This is a genomic window from Thalassovita sp. (assembly GCF_963691685.1).
Lineage (GTDB): Bacteria > Pseudomonadota > Alphaproteobacteria > Rhodobacterales > Rhodobacteraceae > Thalassobius.
Genome location: NZ_OY829290.1, coordinates 3,294,771 through 3,312,701 on the forward strand (window position 1 = coordinate 3,294,771; position 17,931 = coordinate 3,312,701).

The 17,931-nt window shown below is 61.1% G+C and carries 21 protein-coding genes and 1 pseudogene; 8 read left to right on the forward strand and 14 right to left on the reverse strand.

All coding sequences use genetic code 11. The annotated features are described in order from the left end of the window. Nucleotides 1-18: 18 nt before the first annotated feature. The 4 genes from ACORLH_RS15780 to ACORLH_RS15795 are packed head-to-tail and all read right to left on the reverse strand — an operon-like array spanning nucleotide 19 to nucleotide 4,029. Nucleotides 19-789 carry an SDR family NAD(P)-dependent oxidoreductase gene (locus ACORLH_RS15780; protein ID WP_321829294.1) on the reverse strand — a complete coding sequence of 257 codons (771 nt, stop codon included), beginning with the start codon at nucleotides 787-789 and terminating at the stop codon, nucleotides 19-21. Then, the gene (locus tag ACORLH_RS15785) at nucleotides 782-1,939 is read right to left on the reverse strand and encodes a cyclopropane-fatty-acyl-phospholipid synthase family protein (RefSeq protein WP_321829295.1); all 1,158 of its coding nucleotides are present in this window, start codon (nucleotides 1,937-1,939) and stop codon (nucleotides 782-784) included. The genes ACORLH_RS15780 and ACORLH_RS15785 overlap by 8 nt, the downstream gene beginning before the upstream one ends. Further along, nucleotides 1,940-2,689, reverse strand: coding sequence for a DUF1365 domain-containing protein (locus ACORLH_RS15790; RefSeq protein WP_321829296.1), 750 nt, complete (start codon nucleotides 2,687-2,689; stop codon nucleotides 1,940-1,942). A 26-nt stretch (nucleotides 2,690-2,715) separates the two neighbouring features. Beyond that, nucleotides 2,716-4,029, reverse strand: a complete 1,314-nt coding sequence (locus ACORLH_RS15795; protein ID WP_321829297.1) for an NAD(P)/FAD-dependent oxidoreductase — start codon at nucleotides 4,027-4,029, stop codon at nucleotides 2,716-2,718. A gap of 282 nt (nucleotides 4,030-4,311) precedes the next feature. Between ACORLH_RS15795 and ACORLH_RS15800 the strand changes: the two genes are divergently transcribed. Further along, on the forward strand, nucleotides 4,312-4,827 hold the full coding sequence (locus tag ACORLH_RS15800) for a sigma-70 family RNA polymerase sigma factor (RefSeq protein ID WP_321829298.1): 516 nt from the start codon (nucleotides 4,312-4,314) through the stop codon (nucleotides 4,825-4,827). A gap of 1 nt (nucleotide 4,828) precedes the next feature. Further along, nucleotides 4,829-5,482: a ChrR family anti-sigma-E factor gene (locus ACORLH_RS15805; RefSeq protein ID WP_321829299.1), complete on the forward strand. Its 654-nt coding sequence runs from the start codon at nucleotides 4,829-4,831 to the stop codon at nucleotides 5,480-5,482. Between the two features lie 46 nt (nucleotides 5,483-5,528). On the opposite strand, the gene ACORLH_RS15810 is transcribed toward ACORLH_RS15805, so the two are convergent. Further along, nucleotides 5,529-6,089 carry a helix-turn-helix domain-containing protein gene (locus tag ACORLH_RS15810; RefSeq protein WP_321829301.1) on the reverse strand — a complete coding sequence of 187 codons (561 nt, stop codon included), beginning with the start codon at nucleotides 6,087-6,089 and terminating at the stop codon, nucleotides 5,529-5,531. Nucleotides 6,090-6,278: 189 nt separating this feature from the next. Here ACORLH_RS15810 and ACORLH_RS15815 point away from each other — a divergent pair, with 189 nt between their 5' ends. After that, nucleotides 6,279-6,743: a (2Fe-2S)-binding protein gene (locus ACORLH_RS15815; protein WP_321829302.1), complete on the forward strand. Its 465-nt coding sequence runs from the start codon at nucleotides 6,279-6,281 to the stop codon at nucleotides 6,741-6,743. Nucleotides 6,744-6,748: 5 nt separating this feature from the next. Then, nucleotides 6,749-9,058 (forward strand): xanthine dehydrogenase family protein molybdopterin-binding subunit, encoded by a 2,310-nt coding sequence (locus ACORLH_RS15820; RefSeq protein ID WP_321829303.1) that lies wholly within the window; start codon nucleotides 6,749-6,751, stop codon nucleotides 9,056-9,058. A gap of 52 nt (nucleotides 9,059-9,110) precedes the next feature. On the opposite strand, the gene ACORLH_RS15825 is transcribed toward ACORLH_RS15820, so the two are convergent. Further along, nucleotides 9,111-10,343 carry a lytic murein transglycosylase gene (locus tag ACORLH_RS15825; protein WP_321829305.1) on the reverse strand — a complete coding sequence of 411 codons (1,233 nt, stop codon included), beginning with the start codon at nucleotides 10,341-10,343 and terminating at the stop codon, nucleotides 9,111-9,113. A 196-nt stretch (nucleotides 10,344-10,539) separates the two neighbouring features. On the opposite strand from ACORLH_RS15825, the gene ACORLH_RS15830 reads away from it, so the two are divergent. The 4 genes from ACORLH_RS15830 (at nucleotide 10,540) to ACORLH_RS15845 (ending at nucleotide 13,947) form a co-directional block, all read left to right on the forward strand. Further along, nucleotides 10,540-11,232 (forward strand): GntR family transcriptional regulator, encoded by a 693-nt coding sequence (locus ACORLH_RS15830; RefSeq protein ID WP_321829306.1) that lies wholly within the window; start codon nucleotides 10,540-10,542, stop codon nucleotides 11,230-11,232. A gap of 11 nt (nucleotides 11,233-11,243) precedes the next feature. Then, nucleotides 11,244-12,275, forward strand: a complete 1,032-nt coding sequence (locus ACORLH_RS15835; protein WP_321829307.1) for an ABC transporter substrate-binding protein — start codon at nucleotides 11,244-11,246, stop codon at nucleotides 12,273-12,275. Between the two features lie 102 nt (nucleotides 12,276-12,377). Continuing rightward, the gene (locus ACORLH_RS15840) at nucleotides 12,378-13,145 is read left to right on the forward strand and encodes an ABC transporter ATP-binding protein (protein WP_321829308.1); all 768 of its coding nucleotides are present in this window, start codon (nucleotides 12,378-12,380) and stop codon (nucleotides 13,143-13,145) included. Further along, entirely contained in the window at nucleotides 13,138-13,947 is an 810-nt protein-coding gene (locus tag ACORLH_RS15845) for an ABC transporter permease (protein ID WP_321829309.1), read from the forward strand. The genes ACORLH_RS15840 and ACORLH_RS15845 overlap by 8 nt, the downstream gene beginning before the upstream one ends. A 27-nt stretch (nucleotides 13,948-13,974) precedes the next feature. Here ACORLH_RS15845 and ACORLH_RS15850 read toward each other — a convergent pair whose 3' ends face one another. The 8 genes and pseudogenes from ACORLH_RS15850 to ACORLH_RS15885 form a co-directional block, all read right to left on the reverse strand. Further along, nucleotides 13,975-15,372: an MATE family efflux transporter gene (locus ACORLH_RS15850; RefSeq protein WP_321829310.1), complete on the reverse strand. Its 1,398-nt coding sequence runs from the start codon at nucleotides 15,370-15,372 to the stop codon at nucleotides 13,975-13,977. 11 nt (nucleotides 15,373-15,383) lie between these two features. Further along, complete coding sequence (locus ACORLH_RS15855; protein ID WP_321829311.1) at nucleotides 15,384-15,707, reverse strand: hemerythrin domain-containing protein; 324 nt, start codon at nucleotides 15,705-15,707, stop codon at nucleotides 15,384-15,386. Then, complete coding sequence (locus ACORLH_RS15860; RefSeq protein ID WP_321829312.1) at nucleotides 15,704-15,952, reverse strand: hypothetical protein; 249 nt, start codon at nucleotides 15,950-15,952, stop codon at nucleotides 15,704-15,706. Before ACORLH_RS15860 ends, ACORLH_RS15855 begins: the two co-directional genes overlap by 4 nt. Then, entirely contained in the window at nucleotides 15,952-16,599 is a 648-nt protein-coding gene (locus ACORLH_RS15865) for a glutathione S-transferase family protein (RefSeq protein WP_321829313.1), read from the reverse strand. The genes ACORLH_RS15860 and ACORLH_RS15865 overlap by 1 nt, the downstream gene beginning before the upstream one ends. Before the next feature lie 84 nt (nucleotides 16,600-16,683). Further along, entirely contained in the window at nucleotides 16,684-16,839 is a 156-nt protein-coding gene (locus ACORLH_RS15870; RefSeq protein WP_321829314.1) for a hypothetical protein, read from the reverse strand. 15 nt (nucleotides 16,840-16,854) lie between these two features. After that, nucleotides 16,855-16,923 (reverse strand): annotated as a pseudogene (locus ACORLH_RS15875) (hypothetical protein); the annotation flags it as partial. Next, nucleotides 16,898-17,440: an isochorismatase family protein gene (locus ACORLH_RS15880; RefSeq protein WP_321829315.1), complete on the reverse strand. Its 543-nt coding sequence runs from the start codon at nucleotides 17,438-17,440 to the stop codon at nucleotides 16,898-16,900. The gene ACORLH_RS15880 and the pseudogene ACORLH_RS15875, both read right to left, overlap by 26 nt. Nucleotides 17,441-17,489: 49 nt before the next feature. After that, nucleotides 17,490-17,921 (reverse strand): VOC family protein, encoded by a 432-nt coding sequence (locus ACORLH_RS15885; protein ID WP_321829316.1) that lies wholly within the window; start codon nucleotides 17,919-17,921, stop codon nucleotides 17,490-17,492. Nucleotides 17,922-17,931 lie beyond the last annotated feature (10 nt).

Here is a 17,931-nt window from a genome sequence, read left to right on the forward strand (position 1 = left end):
TCTTGGGACAAGCCGCGCTCAGCGCAGCAACCTACGGGTTAAGGGGAACGCCAGCGCATAGGGCAGGATGCGCAGCAGCTTCAGGGGTAAAGTCAGGCGGCGGGGAAAGTGCACTTCGAACGGACGGCGGTCCAGCCCACGCACAATCGCCTGCGCCGCGTTTTCAGGCGTCATCAGCCCGGGCATGGCAAAGGCGTTTTTTTGGGTCAGACGGGTGTCAACAAACCCCGGCGACAACAGGCGCACATCAAAGCGGCCGGACAGCTCGATCCGCAGGCTTTCCGCCAGATTGGTCACCCCCGCCTTGGTGGCCGAATAGATTTGCCCCTGCGGCAGACCAAAATAGCCTGCGACGCTGCCACAGAGCGCCAGCTGACCCGCCGGTCGCAACACGGAAAGCGCGGTGCGCGCCACCATAAAGGCACCCATGAGGTTCACCTGAACGATGTCCGCCGCACGCTGATTGTCCAGCTCCTCGACCTGACCCGGATCATAGAGCGCCGCCATGTTGATCACCCGGTCCACCGGCCCCATCGCCCGCATCGCCAACTGGGCCTGCCCCATCGACTGGCTGTCGCCAATATCCAAAGGCAAGACATCGTGGGTGCCGGGCAGTGTTTCGGCCAAGGCATGCAGCCGCTCGGCCGTGCGGGCGCTCAGGATCAGGCTATCCCCACGGGCGGCATAGGCGCGCGCCAAAGCCTCACCGATGCCCTCAGAAGCACCGATCAGCCAGATCCGTTCGGACCGGCGCGGGTTGGGCCCGCCGGATCGTCGTCCCTCAGGCATGGGCCAGCTCCACCTGCACCACATCGGTCTGTCCCACTGCGAAAGAGGCGGCACAAACCCCAAGGTAATAACGCCAGTTGCGCAGGAAACCTTCGTCATAGCCCAGCCGGCGGATCCGGTTTGACTGTTCCACCAGCCGTTCATCCCACATCGCGCAGGTGCGCGCGTAGTCGATGCCGAAACCGTGGCTGCCGCGCACCCGCAGGTCGGCCCGATGGGCCTGTTCGGTGATCTTTTGCGTGCTCAGCAGCATACCGCCGGGAAAGGTGTATTGGCGGATGTAGTCCGAGCTGTTGCGGTAGGTGTCAAAGTAATCATCCTGCACGGTGATCGCCTGAATGACCGCACGCCCCCCTTGCGCCAAACGCTGTTTCAGGGTGGAAAAATAGGTCGGCCAGTAGCGTTCGCCCACCGCCTCAATCATCTCAATCGACACGATGTTGTCGAACTGGCCCTGCACCGCCCGGTAATCCTGCAGCCGGATGTCTGCGCGGCCATCAAGCCGGGCATCGGCATAACCTTTCTGGCTGGGTGAAATGGTGACGCCAGTGACACGGCGCCCTTGTTCTGCGGCACGTTCCGCAAAGCCGCCCCAACCGCAACCGATCTCCAGAATGTTGTCACCCTCTCCCAGACGATCAAGGATCCGGTCATATTTGCGGGTCTGCGCGCGGGACAGGTCATTGTCGCCCGGCGCAAACAGCGCTGAGGAATAGGTCATCGTGTCATCCAGCCACAACTGGTAGAACTCATTGCCGACATCGTAATGCGCTTTGATATTGCGCGCGGCACCCCGGCGGGAGTTTGCCCGCAGCAGCCGGTCCACCACACGGAATTTCAGCGTCTGCCAGAACCCGGCATAGGCATAGCCGGTGAACTGTTCGAGGTTCATCAGCGCCACTTTGGTCAGCACCTCAATCGAGGGGGTTTCCCAAAGCCCCGCCACATAGGTTTCGCCCAGGCCAATATCGCCCCGGCTGGCAATCGTCGTCACAACCGACCAGTCCTTGATCTCCATCTCAGCCTCAGGCGCGCCTGCCCCGAAAGTGTAGCGCTCCCCCTCCGGGGTGCGCAGATGCAGGGTGCCACGGTCGATCCGTTCGCAGGTTGCCAGAAAGTCAGCTTTCACACGGTTGCTTAGGAATAGCATTCAAGACACCTCATGTGTTGGGGGTGTGGGGCGGGTGCGGTAGCGCGCGCCTTTGAGTTTCAGGATCAGCGCCTGCCAATGGATCAGCGCCATGGTGCGCAGACCGCCCATCGGTCGGCGCAGGCTGGCCCGCATGAGGCCCCGATTGGTCAGCGGCTGGCATTGGCCCGACAGCGTGGCCATCACACCCTCCTCACCGTTGCGATGCAGGATCTGGATGGCGATCTGATCGGGGCGGATATCAAAGCGGAAATCATAGCCGCCCTTAATCTCCTGGAAAGGCGAGACATGCAGCCGTTTGGATTTGCTCAACTGGGTTTCGCGGGTGATCGGCGCAAAGCCCTCCGCGTGGCACAGGTAAGAATGGCGGTCGTTGAAGGGGGTTGAGACCTCCGCAATCACCGCCAGCAGATCGTCGTCGCGATAGGCCAGCCAGAAACTGACCGGGTTGAACCCGTAGCCCAGCCAGCGCGGCTGCGTCAGCAGCCTCAGCGTGACCTCTGATGTCAGCCCATGTTGCGCCAGCACCTCGCGGGCCCAAGGGGCGCCCTGCCCTTCGCCAATTAGGCCGCCATGATCCCGGTCATGCACCGCCGCCAGATTGAACCGGTTGCGGCTGAACAGCCGTGGTGTCGGGACAGCTGCCTCTGGGTCCAGCATCAGGAAGTCCACACTATAGCGGAAGGCATTGCGATGGGCTCCGCGCCGGGTGTGGGTGGTCACGCCTTGGATATGCTGAACTTGGTCCATACCTTGGTTACTCTTGTACTCTGCACTCATGCATATTGTGCCCGCAGCTCAGGCCCTGCAGCCTGAGCGTTCTGCGCCAGTTCGCGCGCGATACGCACAGCGCTGGCAAAGCCATCTTCGTGGAAGCCATGGCGGGTGTAGGCGCCAGCGAACCAGGTTTGGTTCTGCCCCTGCATCTGCCGCAGCTGCTGCTGCGCCGCCAGCGCCGCGCGGTCAAACACCGGGTGACGGAAATTGGTCTGGTCGTAGATCATGTGATCCGGCACCGGGGTTGCCGGGTTGAGCGAGACAAACAGCGGATCGCTTTCGTCAATATTTTGCAGCCGGTTCATCCAATAGGTGACGCCAATGCTGGGCTCCGGCAGGCGGGTATCGGCCTTATAAACCCAGGAGGACCAGACCGCGCGGCGCTCAGGCATCTGGCTGACATCACGGTGCAGGATCATCTGATTGTCCTGAAAACGCATCGCCCCTAGAACCGCCTGTTCCTCAGACGTGGGATTGGCCAGCAGGCGCAGTGCCTGATCCGAATGGCAGGCAAAGATCACCTGATCGAACCGTTCCGGCTCCATCCCGTCGGCGAAAACCGTCGCGGCGATGCCATCCCGTTTGACAGCCGAAACCGGTGTGGCCTTGCGTAGCGACACGCCGGTGCGGGTCAGGTGACGTTCCAACCGGGTGACATATTCGATGCTGCCGCCATCCACCGTCCACCATTGATGCTGACCGCTGGCCGACAACAGGGCGTGGTTGCGGAAGAACTGCACCAGTGACTTGGCTGGGAAGCTGCGGATTTCAGACGGTGGCGTTGACCAGATCGCGCCACAAAGCGGCATCAGGTAGTACCGCTGGAACCAATCCCCGAGGTTCAGATCAGCCATCAGATCGGCGATGGTGCTGTCATCGTTGTCGGCCAAGGCTTCGGCGCGGGCGTTGAAGCGCAGCACATCGCGCAGCATCCGCACAAAACTGGGACGCAGGGCGTTGCGCTTCTGCGCCAAAAGCGCCTTGATGTTGCGCAACCCGTACTCCACCTCACCATCATTGATCGAGGCGCCAAAACTCATGTCGCTTTTGCAGACCGGCACATCCAGATCCTTAAACATCCGGGTCAGATGCGGATAGTTGGCGTAGTTGAACACGATAAACCCGGTATCCACGGGCTGCTGACCAGTGATCCCCGCCTGCACGGTGCGCGCATGCCCGCCCAAGCGCGGAGCGGCTTCAAACAGGGTGACCTCATGCTGGCCCGCCAGCAGATAAGCCGAGGCGAGACCAGAAATGCCGCCGCCAATCACGGCAATGCGCTGCGGAACAACGGGTAGAGCGTCAAACGACATGAGATCTCCTGATAAGTTTGCCCAAGTTATTTGAAGGTGTTACGCGGCAACAACGGCTTCGGATCACTCATGTGAAAAAAGAATGATCCAACTTTTCAGAAGTCCCGTAACAAGACTATGCTGACAGAAAGTTACGAAGACACTGCCACCCTTCGCCCCCGTGCCACGCACGGGGCGCCGGTGGCCCGCAGGGAGCGCAAGAAAGTGACGTCAGCGCCAGGGGATGACGGCTGCCAGAAACCAGCTGCGGCAGAGGTGCAAATCGCACCTGAAACGAAGTGGATGCTGGCGGTGCGCGATCAGCGCGACAAGTCCGCTTTCGCGCGGTTGTTTGACCATTTTGCGCCACGCTTGAAAGGGTTCGTGATCCGCTCAGGCTGCAATCCGGCGCAAGCAGAGGAAATTGTGCAGGACGTCATGTTGACCGTCTGGCACAAGGCGGAACAGTTTGACCCGCACCGAGCCCAGGTTTCGGCGTGGATCTACCAAATCGCCCGCAACCGTCAAATCGACCTGCACCGTAAACTGGGCCGCCCCGTGCCCGAAGAGCTGAAGGAAGAGCCGGGCCTGGAACCCGACGCCAGCCAGATCCTCGCGGTGCAGCAGGAAACCACTCAATTGAAAGACGCGCTATCGCGCCTTGCGCCGAACCAGCGTGAAATGATCGAAAAAGCCTACTTGGGCGAACTGAGTCATCAGGACATCAGCAAGGCCACCGGCCTGCCCCTCGGCACGATCAAATCACGCATCCGGCTGGGGCTGGAACGACTGCGCCACGATCTCAAGGCAATGCGCTAAGATGACCGCAATTACCCAACATACCCCCGACGCACTTTTGGCTGCTTACGCTTCCGGCAGCCTTTCGCCCGTGTTCTCGCTTGTGGTGGCCACGCATATCTCCATGTGTGCAACCTGCCGTGCCTCCTACGAAAGCCATCAGGCCATCGGCGGCGCGCTGCTGGATGCCACCGATGCCATTTCGCTCAGTGATGGGTTGAAGACCGATATCTTTGCCAAGCTGGACATGACGCCAGAAGCGGCCCTGCCGCGCGATCTGCCCAAACCTGCTGCGGCCAAAGGCATCTACCCCGGCCCCCTGATGGAGGCGCTGAAAAACAAGCCGCCACGCTGGCGCTCACTGGGGCTGGGCATGAAACAGGCCATCATCAGCGCCGACTCGCATGGCTCGGTACGGTTGCTGCACATCCCACCGGGTCAGGCGGTGCCGGATCACGGCCACAATGGGATGGAACTGACGCTGGTGCTGCAAGGCAGCTTTAGCGATGAAACCGGCCGTTTTGGCCCCGGTGACATCGAAGTGGCAGACGAAGATCTGGATCACACCCCGGTTGCGGATGCGGGCGATCCCTGCATCTGTCTGGCGGCCACGGATGCGCCGCTGCGGTTTAATGAGTTCATGCCCCGCCTGCTGCAACCGATCTTCCGGATTTGAGCCTGTTCTAAACTGTCCTGGCCTATCGGACCTTAGCGCGCCCGGATCAGGGCGCGCAGACCAAACCCACCATGTGACGCACCACGGACAACAGCTGACGCAGCTGCGCCTCGCTCTTGGCTTGGGATTTATAGCCGACACAGGTGACCCGCACCCATTCTGCCATCTGCTCCACCGTCAGATCATGCCGCGCCAAGGCGGCGGATTGATCAGCGAAAAGATCCAGCAGCAGGGCCTCCTTGATGGCATCCACCTCGGACATCGCCCGATGACCGGCAGCACTGAGGCTTTCCTCCAGCGTTTCCACCTCGGGCGAGGCGGTCATGATCCGAAACGGCTGCACCAGCGCAATCTCAAAAAAGATATCCAGCTTGTCCGCCAGCGCAGGCGTGTCCGCCCATTGTGCGCGGGTCTGCTCTTCGATCTGGACACCGGCGTGACGGATCAAATCACACAGCAGCACATCCTTGCTGGAAAAGGCGTTGTAGACCGTCTGGCGGGCCACACCGGCCTCTTCGGCGATGTCCTTCATGGTGGTTTTTTTCAGGCCAAACCGGGTGAAAACCCGCATCGCAGCCTCAAGGATTTCGATCTTGCTGTCACTCATAATGGGCATATTGACAAAAAACGGCCAAGTGTCAATATTGGACACAAAGACGACTCGCGTACAGATGCCCAAATTGGTCAGCACCGCCGACCTTTTCTGGCCATCCACAGGGGGCGGCTTACCATTGACCTATCTAAGGCAGCTCAAGACAGCCCAACGCAGCCGGGGCGCCACCAAGGAGATTGCAGCATGAAACTGATTGTGAACGGTACTGAACGGCAGGTGGAGGTCGAAGATGACATGCCCCTGCTGTGGATCCTCAGGGATGAGCTGGGCATCACCGGTGTGAAATACGGCTGCGGCATCGCCGCCTGTGGCGCCTGCACCGTCCATGTTGACGGCGAAGCCATGCGCAGCTGTCAGGTGACCGCCGACACGCTGGAAGACGGCATGGAAATCACCACCATCGAAGGTCTTGGCACGCCGCCTGCCCTGCATGCGGTGCAATCGGCCTGGGTCAAACATCAGGTGGCGCAATGTGGCTATTGCCAGTCCGGCCAGATCATGCAGGCCGCCGCGCTGCTGGCTGAGATCCCGAACCCGACGGATGAAGATATCGATGACGCGATGAGCGGCAACCTCTGCCGTTGTGGCACCTACCCGCGCATCCGCGCTGCGGTGAAAACCGCCGCTCAGACCCTGCAGGAGGCCTGAAACCCATGACCAAACCGCAGTCCCGTTTGCGCAAATACTCCCGCCGCGCCTTCCTGATTGGGGCCACCGCCATCGTCGGCGGTGTGGCCTTTGGCACCTACGCCGTGAAGCGCCCGCATGACAATCCGCTGGACGCCGATCTGGCCGCGGGTGAGGCGGCGATCAACCCGTTCGTGAAAATTACCAGCGAGAAGATCACCCTGATCGCGCCCCATGCTGACAAGGGCCAAGGCGTGCAATCCGCCCAGGCTGCGCTGATCGCCGAAGAGCTGGATGTGGAGCTGGATCAGGTTGAAATCAGCTTTGGCAAACCAGCCGCCACCTATTGGAACACCGCAATGGCGGGGGAGCTGGCCCCCTTCATGAGCTTTGATGAGGGTTTCGCCGCCCGCACCACCCGCAACGCGCTGGGGGCCTTGACCAAGGTCATGGGCCTGCAGGGCACCGGCGGATCGTCCTCGATGCCCGACCAATATGAAAAGCTGCGCGCCGCAGGTGCCGTGGCCCGTGAAACACTGAAGGCGGCCGCCGCAAAGGTGTCTGGCGTGCCTGTGGATCAGCTGAAAACAGCGCGCGGCGCGGTGCAGCTGCCCGACGGCACGGAACTGGCCTATACCGCGCTGGCCGGGGCCGCAGCGGATCTTGATCCCGTGACCGAGGTCACCCTGCGCGATCCCAAAGACTGGCGCCTGATCGGCAAACCGATGCAGCGAACGGATATCGTTGCCAAATCCACCGGCACCCTGACCTATGGCATAGACCTGAAAATCGACGGCATGGTGCATGCCGCGGCCAAGGTGAACCCGCGTCAGGGCGGCGCCATGCTGAGCTATGATGCCTCTGCCGCGCTGGAAATGCCCGGTGTTCAGAAGGTGCTGGTGCTGCAAGGCGACATGCTGGACCCCGAGCTGGACGGCAGCCTGACCCGCCGGCGCACCAAGGTGGGTGTGGCGGTCATCGCCAACAACACCTGGCGCGCCTTCCAGGCCCTGGAGGCGATTGACATCGACTGGGGCAAAGCCCCCTACCCGGCTGAGATGGACGGCCATTGGCAGGTGCTGTCTGACAGTTTCACCGAGGAGCGGCTGGACACCGATTGGCGCAAAGACGGCGATGTTGATGCCGCCCTTGAGGGGGCTGAGGTCTTGGAGGCCGAATACCGCGCGCCCTATGTCGCCCATGCGCCGCTGGAACCGCTGAGCGCAATTGTGCGGGTCGACAGTGACGGCGCTGAAATCTGGGCCGGCCACCAGATGCCACGTTTCCTGCAAATGAAGGTTGCCGGTGCTTTGGGGTTGGATGATCAGGAAAAGGTCACATTCCACAACCAGTTCATCGGCGGCAGCTTTGGCCATCGGCTGGAATTTGAAAACATCATGGTCGCCACCGAGATTGCCCGGCAAGTGCCCGGCGTGCCGGTGAAACTGACCTATTCACGCGAAGAAGACTTTGCCCATGACTTCCCGCGTCAGATCGCCATGTCGCGGTCCCGTGGTGCGGTGAAGGACGGCAAGGTGGATGCCTGGGATCTGCAGATCGCCATGCCCTCGGTTCTGGCCTCACAAGGTGCGCGTCTGGAACAGCCCGTCGTGGGCCCGGATGCCCAGATCATCTCGGGCGCGTGGAACATGCCCTTTGACATCCCGAACCTACGAGTACGTGGCTACAAAGCGCCTGCGCTGGCGCCGATCAGCTCCTGGCGGTCGGTTGGGGCCTCCTCCAACGGGTTCTTTGCCGAAGGGTTCTTTGACGAGTTGTGCCATGCGGCCGGCGCCGATCCGATGATGGAGCGGCTGCGGCTGGTCAACAACCCGATCCACCGCAAGGTGCTGGAAACCGTCGCGGATATGTCCAACTGGGGCAGTGATCTGGGCCCGAACCGCGGCCGCGGCATCGCCATGGTCGAAAGCTTCGGCGTGCCCACCGCCGAGGTGATTGAGGTCACCGCCACCGAAGACGGCATCAAGATCGACAAGGCCTTTGTGGTTGCCGATGTTGGTCAGATCATCGATCCGGTGAACTTTGAAAACCTGATGCAGGGCGGCGTTGTCTGGGGGCTGGGCCACGCAATGAACTGTGAGATCACCTATTCCGATGGGATGGCCGAGCAGTCAAACTTCGACAGTGCCGAGGCAATGCGCCTCTACCAATGCCCTGAGATCTTCATCAAGGGGCTGGAAAACGGTGACAAGATCAAAGGCATCGGTGAGCCGCCAGTGCCACCTGCACCTGCCGCGCTGGCCAATGCGATCTTTGCTGCAACCGGCACCCGCCTGCGGGAAATGCCCTTCGCCAATTTCGTGGATTTTGTCTGATCCCAAAACCAACCAGGCCCCGGAACATCGCGACGATGTTTCGGGGCCTCGCTTACTTTAACTGACGAACAATCGCCTTGCTGGGCCAACAGGTGGGGGTCTGGCCCTGCGCCTCCTGCCAGCGCCCGATGGAGCGGCGGGTGCGGAACCCGGCCAGACCGTCAGCGCCGCCCACGTCATGGCCCAGGGCCTCCAACCCGCGCTGCATCGCTGCCACGTCTGAGCGCAGCAGGCTGTCCGTCTTGCCCCAGCCAACCTTGAAATCGCCCATGTTGTAACGCACGCGGTCCCCGACATGGCCGACGAACAGCGCGTAGAGGTCACTTTCGTTATAGTCTTTCAACACGTAGAAATTCGGCGTCACAAGAAAGGCCGGACCGTGCCGCCCGGAGGGCAACATCAGATAGCCCTGCCCTTTAGCCTCATGCGCGGGGAAGGCACGGCCGTTGATGCGGGTGATGCCCATCGCGGCCCAATCCGCGATGCTACGCCCCTGATCCGGCCCCTCCAGCGCGCAGGAGAGGCTGGCAGGCACATTGACCTCAAAACCCCAATCGCGGCCCCCAACCCAACCATGGTCAGCGAGATACCGCGCGATGGAGGCCAGCGTGTCAGCCTCAGACCGGAACAGATCCACCGTGCCATTGCCATCGCCATCGGCGCCGTATTTCATAACATTTGACGGCATGAACTGCGGCTGGCCCAGCGCCCCGGCCCAGCTGGATTTCAGCCCCCGTGGACTGGCATGGCCGGCCTCAATCAGTTGCAGCGCCGCGATCAGCTCATCCGTGAAATAATCCGCCCGGGTCGACAGGAACCCTTTGGTCCCCAAGACCTGCAGCGCATCATGTTTGATCGCCACCCGGCCAAAACCGCTTTCCCGGCCCCAGATCGCCAGCAGAATCCGCCCCGGCACACCGGTCTGTTTCTCCAACCGGGTCAGAAGCGCGCTGTGTTTCGCGCGCAGCTCCTTGCCCACCCGGGTGTTGTAATCCAGCGTCTGGCGGGTGAAGTACCGCGCAGGTCGGCCAAACTCGGCCTGTTTTTGCACCTGTTGCCCGGCCTTTTTGCCGGGGATCACCAGATCGGGCAGATCCAATTTCAGCGTCACCCCCTTGAAGGCCGCCTGAAAGGTCTTACGCCGCACACCTGCCGCCTTGGCTTCTGGCCAGACCTCCTGCTGCAGCCAAGTCTGGAACTGCTTTTCCAGCTTGGCATCCGCTTGGGCAATTTGAGGGGTCAGCAACAGCACGGCGGTCACAGCAAGGGTAAATCGGCGGATCATTGGAAAACCTGTTGGGGGTAATGTGAAACACGCCAATCCTACGCTGGCCACGCTGGGCAGAGCAACGCCTCCGGCGGGAGTATTTTTGGAACATTGAAAGGGGGCGCAGACGACGGCGGGAAAACACGGAGTTTCACCGTATTGACTCAACACCTCCAACAAGCGCAAAAATATCCAACATTTTTGAAAACGAGGCATGATGGTGCTGTTCGGCAAAAGCAAAAAGACAGAGGAGACCGTGGTGGCCATGCTGGCATCGGCCATAAGGCGCGACATTTCCTTTGCGGTGCTGGCGCCGGATCAGAAGCTGAAGATCGACCAGCTGCGCCAGAGCTATGGTGGTTCCAACCACTCCATGCGGGAATGTCTGCGGATGCTGGCCGCTGAAGGCATGGTCGAGGCAACCTCGCAGCGCGGGTTTCGCGTCACCTCCGCCACCGAGGAAGATCTGCGCGATATCCTGTTGATGCGGCTGGAATGCGAAAAGCTGGGGCTGGACCGGTCGATGAAGGCCGGTGATATCGCCTGGGAAACCCGCGTGGTAGCAGCCTTTCACGCCCTGAGACGTGCCGAGGCTGAGGTGCAGGCCAGCCCGGATGATCTGACCGCCCTGACCTGGGATGAGGCCTGCCACACGCTGTCAAGCGCGCTGATTTCGGCCTCCGGCTCGCCCCGGCTGATGGCGATGGCGGATCAGTTTTACAATCAATCGCGCCGCTTCCGACTGGCGCGGCTGCGCGAAGGGCGGATCGATTTTGCCGCCCGCAGCAACCGCGCGCGTGCCCTGCAGGAGGCCGTGCTGGCGCGCAACAGCGCCGTGGCGCTGCATCTGTTGGAACAGGATATCATCGAAGATTTGGGTGCTTCGCACCTGTCACAGGGTCAATGAGGGAGGAGATCATGACCAAATTCAACCGTCGTCAGACATTAGGCCTTTTCGGGGGCCTCCCCGGCGCTGCTGCGGCCAGCAGCCTGGCCGCCCCGGCCATTGCCATGAACAAGAAAATCACTGTGGGCGCGTTGCGCTTCACCTCACATTCCGGCAGCTTCATCGCGCAGGAACGCAACTATTTCGCCGAAGCGGGTCTGGATGTTGAGCTGAAGTTCTTCCAGGCCGCGCAGCCGATGGCCGTGGCCATTGCATCAGGCGATGTGGACTATGCGGTGACCGCGATTTCCGGCGGTCTGATCTCACTCGCCGACAAAGGCGCGATCAAAGTGATCGGTGGCGCACTGAGCGAAGAGCCGGGCATTGATGGCCAGAAGATCCTGGCCTCCGACGCGGCCTATCAGGCAGGCCTGACCTCTCCAGCAGCACTGGGGGGCAAGACTTTTGGTATGTCCACTGCCGGGTCCAGCTTCCACTATACGGGCTCCAAGGTTGCGGCGGCAGAAGGCGTTGAGATGTCCTTCAAACCGCTGCAGAAAGTGGGCGCCATCATCGGTGCGCTGAAATCCGGCCAGATCGATGCCTGGTCCATCGTGCCGCATATCGCCAAGCCGCTGGCGGGGTCTGGCGCGGTGCATATCATCGGCAATGTGTCGGATTACCTGCCGCATTATCAGGTCACCACCGTCTTCACCTCCGCGAAAAACGCGGCGGATGAACGTGGCCAGACCGCTGATTTCCTTGCCGGGTTTGGCAAAGGTGTCAGCGACTACAACAGCACCATGATTGACCGCGCAGGCGGCGATGCCGGTGTCGATGAGATGGTCGATCTGATCCACAAATATGTCTACACCGACCGGCCGCGTGAAAAGGCTGCGCCGTCGATCATCAATGGTACCATGCGCCTGAATGAAGGTTCCAAGCTGAACGTGGCCTCGGTCAAAGATCAGCTGAACTGGTTCCAGAGCGAGGGTCTGGTCAAGGACCACATCACCCTCGATACGCTTCTGGACACAAGCTACGTCGATACGTTCGAAGCTTGACCCCCCTCTGCGCCCGGCCACGCCACTCACGGGTTCCGGCCGGGCGCAGTTGTAATTTATCTGTAGTCACAGTGACTTCCTCAAAATTCATGAGAGGCCGCAATGGACCTGCGCTTAGATAAGATCACCCATGCCTATGGCGACACCGAGGTGCTGCGCGACATCTCTTTGGAAATCCCGCAGGGGCGCATTGTCTGTCTGGTGGGCCCCTCGGGCTGTGGCAAATCCACGCTTTTGCGGATGATCGGCGGGTTGGAACGCCCCACAGCGGGCCGCGTGTTGCAGGTTGGTGAGCCGCCCAAGGACAGCCTTAACCCGTTGACTTACGTGTTTCAGGACTTTGCCCTGCTGCCCTGGCGTTCGGTGCGCGGCAATATCTCTCTGGTGCTGGAAGATCACGGCATCAAAGGCGCGGCGGCGGAACGGATCATTGACGATGTGCTGGCCCGCACAAAGCTGAGCGATTTTGCCAAGGCGTTGCCAAAACAGCTGTCGGGCGGGATGAAGCAGCGGGTAGCGATTGCCCGGGCGCTCGCGGTGAATCCTTCGGTGATGCTGATGGATGAACCGCTTTCGGCGCTCGACAGCCAGACCCGCGAATTGCTGATGGATGATCTGGTGGCGCTCTGGACCCGCCAACCGTTTACCGCCGTCTATGTCACCCACAATTTGGCCGAGGCGGTGCGTCTGGGCCATGCCATCGTCGTGCTGTCCCGCCGTCCGGGCGAAATCCGTGAGGTGGTAGAGATCGATAAACCCCTGGCCGAACGTGGCTATGGCGACCGCGATCTGGAGGAGGTGCAAAAACACCTCTGGACCTTGATGCGCGATGAGGCCCGCGCCGCAGATGAGGAGCTGTTGGATGTCTGAACAGATCAATTCCCAAGACGGTATCGAGGTCCGGTTTCGCGGCGGCGGCTTTGCCCCCAAATCCCGTCGTTGGGTTGCGCCACTGCTCTTTGTGCTGCTGATTGCGCTGGTCGAATGGGGCACCCGTTCGGGCTGGATCTCTGCGCTGACACTGCCGCGCCCGTCAGATGTTCTGGCGACATTTCAAGAGCTTTGGTCCTCGGGCCTGCTGTTCAAACACCTGAAACCTTCGCTGACCCGGCTGCTGATCGGTGCCGCGATTGGCGCATCTGTTGGGGTGTCGGTCGGCATCCTTATTGGACTATCCAGCTACATCCGCGCCGGTCTGGTGCCACTGGTGGCGGCAATCTTTCCGATCCCGAAAATCGCACTGCTGCCGCTGTTTGTGATCTGGTTCGGCATTGATGAAGGCTCCAAATATGCGCTGATCGCTTTTGGCACTTTCACCCCGACCGTGGTGGCCACCTATGGCGCGGTGGACAATGTGGACCGTTCGCTGATCCGCATGGGGCAGAGCTTTGGCCTTAGCTGGCAAAGCATCGTGCGCAAAATTGTCCTGCCCGGCGCGATGCCCGGCATCCTGTCAGGGCTGCGCATTTCGCTGGCGATTGCGATCATCCTGCTGGTCGCCGCCGAAATGCTGGGCGCGGAGTATGGCATTGGCGCCTATATCCTTGAGGCGGGTTCGCTCTATGATCTGGAACGGCTGTTTGCCGGTGTGGTGATCCTGTCGCTTTTGGGTGTTGTGGTCTCAACCGTCATCGGCTGGATTGAACGGCGGTTGCTGGGCTGGCGGGTCTGACCCCGCCACGCCCATTTGGTTCCAAGATCAGCGACCGAACAGACGGCGGATGTCTTTCAGCGCTTCACCAAGGATGCTGTCGTCGGCTATGGGACGGTTATACTTCTGCTCGCTCGCCCGCATCAGACGTCCGGCATAAATGCCTGCCGCGATATTGCCAAAGCTCAGCCCGACCAGCACCGCCACGATCCCGAAGGGCGCCGCGATCAGCAGCACGGGCACGGTGAACACCAGCGCCTTCACCAGCGAGATTTTCAGCGACTGGCGTGGCAGCTGCAGCCCGTTGAAGATGGCGGAGGTCACGTTGATCAGCCCAACAAACCCATAGCTCAAGGCCACAATGCGGAAGTAGAGCGTCACAAAGCGCACCACCACCGGATCGTCCGAGAAGATCTGCGCCAGATAGGGGCCGGACAGCGCCAACACGATCCAAAGGGCCGCGCCCATGTACATGTTGACCTTGCCCGCAAAGACCACTGCGCGGTCGATCCGGTCATGCGCCGCAGCGCCGAAGTTCTGCGCCACAAAGGGTGTCATGGCGGCAGAGATGGCAAAAATTCCGATCATCGCCAGCGCCTCGATTCGGGCGGCCACGCCATAGGCGGCGACGGTTTCAGGGCCAAAGCCCGCCAAGAGCCAGGTCACAAACATGCCCGTCGCGGGAACCAGTAGCTGCATTCCCACCATCGGCAGCGCGATCTGCGCCAACCCGCGACTGGTGGTGCCAAGCCCCGACAGGGGCAACCGGCCCAACAGACCTTCGCGCGCCATGATTGCCAGCACCCCGACGAATATGAACGCAAAGCTCAGCACGGTTGCCAGCGCCGCACCGGCCAGCCCCATTTCGGGGAAGGGCCCAATGCCAAAGATCAGCAGATAGTCGAAGACGAGGTTGATCACACCCGCAATGGCAAAGACCACCTCAGTCCGGATAAACACGCCCGAAGCCCGCACCGCGCCGGAGCCAACAATGCCCGCCATCAGGAAGGGAAAGCCAAGGTAGAGCGTGGCCATATAGTCATGGATCAACGGCAGGGTCGCCGCATCCGCGCCCAGCAGGGTGAACATCGGCACGATCATCAGACGTGCCAGATAGGCGAGCAGAGCCGAAAGCGTGAAGGCCAACAGGACCGCCAAAGTGCCCACACGGGCCATCTGGGCGCGGTCCCCTGCCCCACCGGCCTTGGCCACCAGTGAGGAGGCCCCCACCGACAGGCCAATAAAGGCTGAAACGAAAATCAGGTAAACCGAGGCCGAAAAGGCCAGTGCCGCCAAGGGCAGCGCGCCAAGCTGACCGACGAAATAAGTGTCGACGATCTGGAACAGAAAGGTCGACATCATGCCGATGCTGATCGGTGCCGCCATTTTGAACAGCATCGCGTTCACCGGGGCCGAGGTCATCGGGTTTGCAGGTGTCTCTGTCATCTCTATGTCCCTCAGCCGTGACGCAGGAAGATGGGGATGATCACCTCTTCCTCGTCCATGATGTGCCGTTCCAGCACTTTGTTCAGCGCCTTGGCGTCCCTGTGCAGCGCCATAAGCGTATCGCGGTTAACCTCGCCCTGTTTCAGGGTCCGCAGCCCGTCCTCGACCCCATGCAGAGCGGTTTCCAGAATGTCGTGATCACTATCCATCAGTCCCAAAGCACGCTCCAGCTGCGGATATAGCCGGATGAACTGCGGGAAGTAGCCGTGATCCTCAATCTCATGATGGCGATGGGCAAAGCGGATCAGGTGATCGGCGCCCGCCAGCAGGTTCATCCCCGCAGGTGGTCTTTGACCTCACTTTCAGGGGCGTCACGCAACTGTTCCAGCGCCCCGGCCAGCTGCGCTGATCCATCAATCAGCTGACGGTGGATGTTCATGAAGAAGCGAGCCTTGCCAGCATAGCGCGGGTGGCTGCGCCAATCGCTTTCGGCCTCCTCCAGCAGGGTGGGACGGAGCGCCACCGGCAATCCGTCCCGCATCGCAACATGGTGTTGCGGTTGATGATACCCCTCAAACATCAGGCGGCGGTGTCTTGGGACACATCAACCTTGGCCTTGGTGCCCTGTGCCGCGTGCACGGCCTGAACCGCAGGATCGGCTGCCAGTTGACGGATCACACGATCCACATTCGGATAGGCCGAGGTTGGTTTGTCAAAGCCATAGGCCCAGCCCGCCATCGGGTAGAGGAAAGCATCCACAACCGATTTCTGATCACCCAGCATCCAGTCTTTGCCTTCCAGGTGCTGGTCAATCACGGTCAGGGCAACATCAACCCGCTCTTGCGCGGCCTGACGCACCGCATCGTGCTGTGCTGCGTCGGCGTGGTAACGGCCAGGCATGAAGTAAGGCCAGAAGAACGGGTGCAGCGTGGCCGAAAGATAGGCAAGCCACTGGTACATCTCATCGCGGCCTGCCTCGCCCGTGGCCGGGCCAACGCCTGCATCCGGGTTCTGATCCACCAGACGCAGCAGGATCGCCAGACCTTCGGCCAAGGGACCGTCCTGATCCACAAACGTCGGCACAACACCCTGCGGGTTCAGTTTCAGGTATTCGGGGCTTTTCATGCCGGCAAAATCGAGGTGCTCAACCTCATAGGGTTTGCCGATCCATTCCAGAACGATGTGCATGGCGGTGGCGCAGGTGCCGGGGGCGGAGTAGAGTTTCATTGTCGCGTTTCCTTATGTGATATCTGTGATTTGGGGGGCTTTAATGGGGAGGCTGTCAGGGCCGCAGCCCTGACGGATCTGGCGTTACCAGGTGGTGTTGGGATCCACCTTGAAGAGGTATTCCATGAAGATCGCAGTCACCTCGGGCAGGACATCGGTGCGGGCGTGATCCCGCTGCAGTTCCGCAGGCACAACGTTCCAGGTGATCGGCTCCACCCCGGCGGCAATCATCCGGCGCATGCCGTTTTCATACGAGGTTTGGGTGAAGCTGCCGACGGTGTCTTCGGGGACATAGACGTCATAGCCCGCCTTTTCGGCCTCGATCGCCGGATAGGCGAGGCAGACATCGGTCCAGAGCCCCCCCCATGATCAGCTTCTGACGGCCTGCCGCCTCAACCGCAGCCACAAACTCGGGCTCTTCCCAGGCGTTGACGTTGGTGCGGTCGATGAAGACCGCATCGGGGGCCAGTGCGCGCAGCTCTTCGATCATCGGATCATAGCCGTTCAGACCGACAGCAACGTGGCTGAAGATGATCGGGATATCGTAGAGCACGGCGGTTTTGATCAGGCCGGTGGTGTTGTTGATCAGCTCTTCATGGTCGATGTTGCGCACGCCTGCCAGAATGGGCGGCTGGTAGTCGATCAGGATCAGCGCCGCGTTTTCCGGCGACAGGAAGGGATCCTCATCCGCAGCGCGCGGCGTGGTGCCCTGATAACCCTCAGGGTAGGTGACCACACCGTTAACCGATTTAAACAGTGGCGTTTCGGCCAGTGCAGGCAGGGCGGTGGTGGCCAAGGTCAGGCTCAGCGCGGTGGCGAGGGGTTTGAAGAAAGAGGTCATGTTCGCGTTTCCTTTGGAGGTCTTTGATTGCGTTGAGAGGGGTGAGGGATCAGCCGTGCACCGCGTCGCGGATCAGGTTGGCCACCGAGGGGCCGGGGCCGACCAGTTCCAGAACATTGCGGTCAGGGTCCCGGATGAAGATGGTCTTGGTGCCGCGAAATGCGCGACGGCCGGTGATGGCGATGCCTTCGGCGGTGACGAAAGCCTCAGTCGCGTCAGCGTCTTTCACCTTCACAGCCAGATGGGTGATGCCGGGCAGTTTTTCGTCCTCATCCATCAGAACGTTGCGCCCGCCGCCGGCAGTGGCCGGGCCCAAGAGGTTAATGTTGATGCCCGAAGGATGCAGCATCACCAGCGGATGACCGTGGTCAAAACCGCCGTCTGCGATCATCTCAAACCCCAGTTTTTCATAGAAGGCGACCGAGGCGGCCCGGTCACTGATGCGAATGCCGATGTGGTCGAAGTTGGCAATATCCAGCATGGTCTGTCCT

Coding starts and splice junctions, on each gene's coding strand:
- ACORLH_RS15780 (WP_321829294.1), bottom strand. CDS start 789: ATGCCTGAGGGACGACGATCCGGCGGGCCCAACCCGCGCCGGTCCGAA.
- ACORLH_RS15785 (WP_321829295.1), bottom strand. CDS start 1,939: ATGCTATTCCTAAGCAACCGTGTGAAAGCTGACTTTCTGGCAACCTGC.
- ACORLH_RS15790 (WP_321829296.1), bottom strand. CDS start 2,689: ATGGACCAAGTTCAGCATATCCAAGGCGTGACCACCCACACCCGGCGC.
- ACORLH_RS15795 (WP_321829297.1), bottom strand. CDS start 4,029: ATGTCGTTTGACGCTCTACCCGTTGTTCCGCAGCGCATTGCCGTGATT.
- ACORLH_RS15800 (WP_321829298.1), top strand. CDS start 4,312: ATGCTGGCGGTGCGCGATCAGCGCGACAAGTCCGCTTTCGCGCGGTTG.
- ACORLH_RS15805 (WP_321829299.1), top strand. CDS start 4,829: ATGACCGCAATTACCCAACATACCCCCGACGCACTTTTGGCTGCTTAC.
- ACORLH_RS15810 (WP_321829301.1), bottom strand. CDS start 6,089: ATGAGTGACAGCAAGATCGAAATCCTTGAGGCTGCGATGCGGGTTTTC.
- ACORLH_RS15815 (WP_321829302.1), top strand. CDS start 6,279: ATGAAACTGATTGTGAACGGTACTGAACGGCAGGTGGAGGTCGAAGAT.
- ACORLH_RS15820 (WP_321829303.1), top strand. CDS start 6,749: ATGACCAAACCGCAGTCCCGTTTGCGCAAATACTCCCGCCGCGCCTTC.
- ACORLH_RS15825 (WP_321829305.1), bottom strand. CDS start 10,343: ATGATCCGCCGATTTACCCTTGCTGTGACCGCCGTGCTGTTGCTGACC.
- ACORLH_RS15830 (WP_321829306.1), top strand. CDS start 10,540: ATGATGGTGCTGTTCGGCAAAAGCAAAAAGACAGAGGAGACCGTGGTG.
- ACORLH_RS15835 (WP_321829307.1), top strand. CDS start 11,244: ATGACCAAATTCAACCGTCGTCAGACATTAGGCCTTTTCGGGGGCCTC.
- ACORLH_RS15840 (WP_321829308.1), top strand. CDS start 12,378: ATGGACCTGCGCTTAGATAAGATCACCCATGCCTATGGCGACACCGAG.
- ACORLH_RS15845 (WP_321829309.1), top strand. CDS start 13,138: ATGTCTGAACAGATCAATTCCCAAGACGGTATCGAGGTCCGGTTTCGC.
- ACORLH_RS15850 (WP_321829310.1), bottom strand. CDS start 15,372: ATGACAGAGACACCTGCAAACCCGATGACCTCGGCCCCGGTGAACGCG.
- ACORLH_RS15855 (WP_321829311.1), bottom strand. CDS start 15,707: ATGAACCTGCTGGCGGGCGCCGATCACCTGATCCGCTTTGCCCATCGC.
- ACORLH_RS15860 (WP_321829312.1), bottom strand. CDS start 15,952: ATGTTTGAGGGGTATCATCAACCGCAACACCATGTTGCGATGCGGGAC.
- ACORLH_RS15865 (WP_321829313.1), bottom strand. CDS start 16,599: ATGAAACTCTACTCCGCCCCCGGCACCTGCGCCACCGCCATGCACATC.
- ACORLH_RS15870 (WP_321829314.1), bottom strand. CDS start 16,839: ATGCGCCGGATGATTGCCGCCGGGGTGGAGCCGATCACCTGGAACGTT.
- ACORLH_RS15880 (WP_321829315.1), bottom strand. CDS start 17,440: ATGACCTCTTTCTTCAAACCCCTCGCCACCGCGCTGAGCCTGACCTTG.
- ACORLH_RS15885 (WP_321829316.1), bottom strand. CDS start 17,921: ATGCTGGATATTGCCAACTTCGACCACATCGGCATTCGCATCAGTGAC.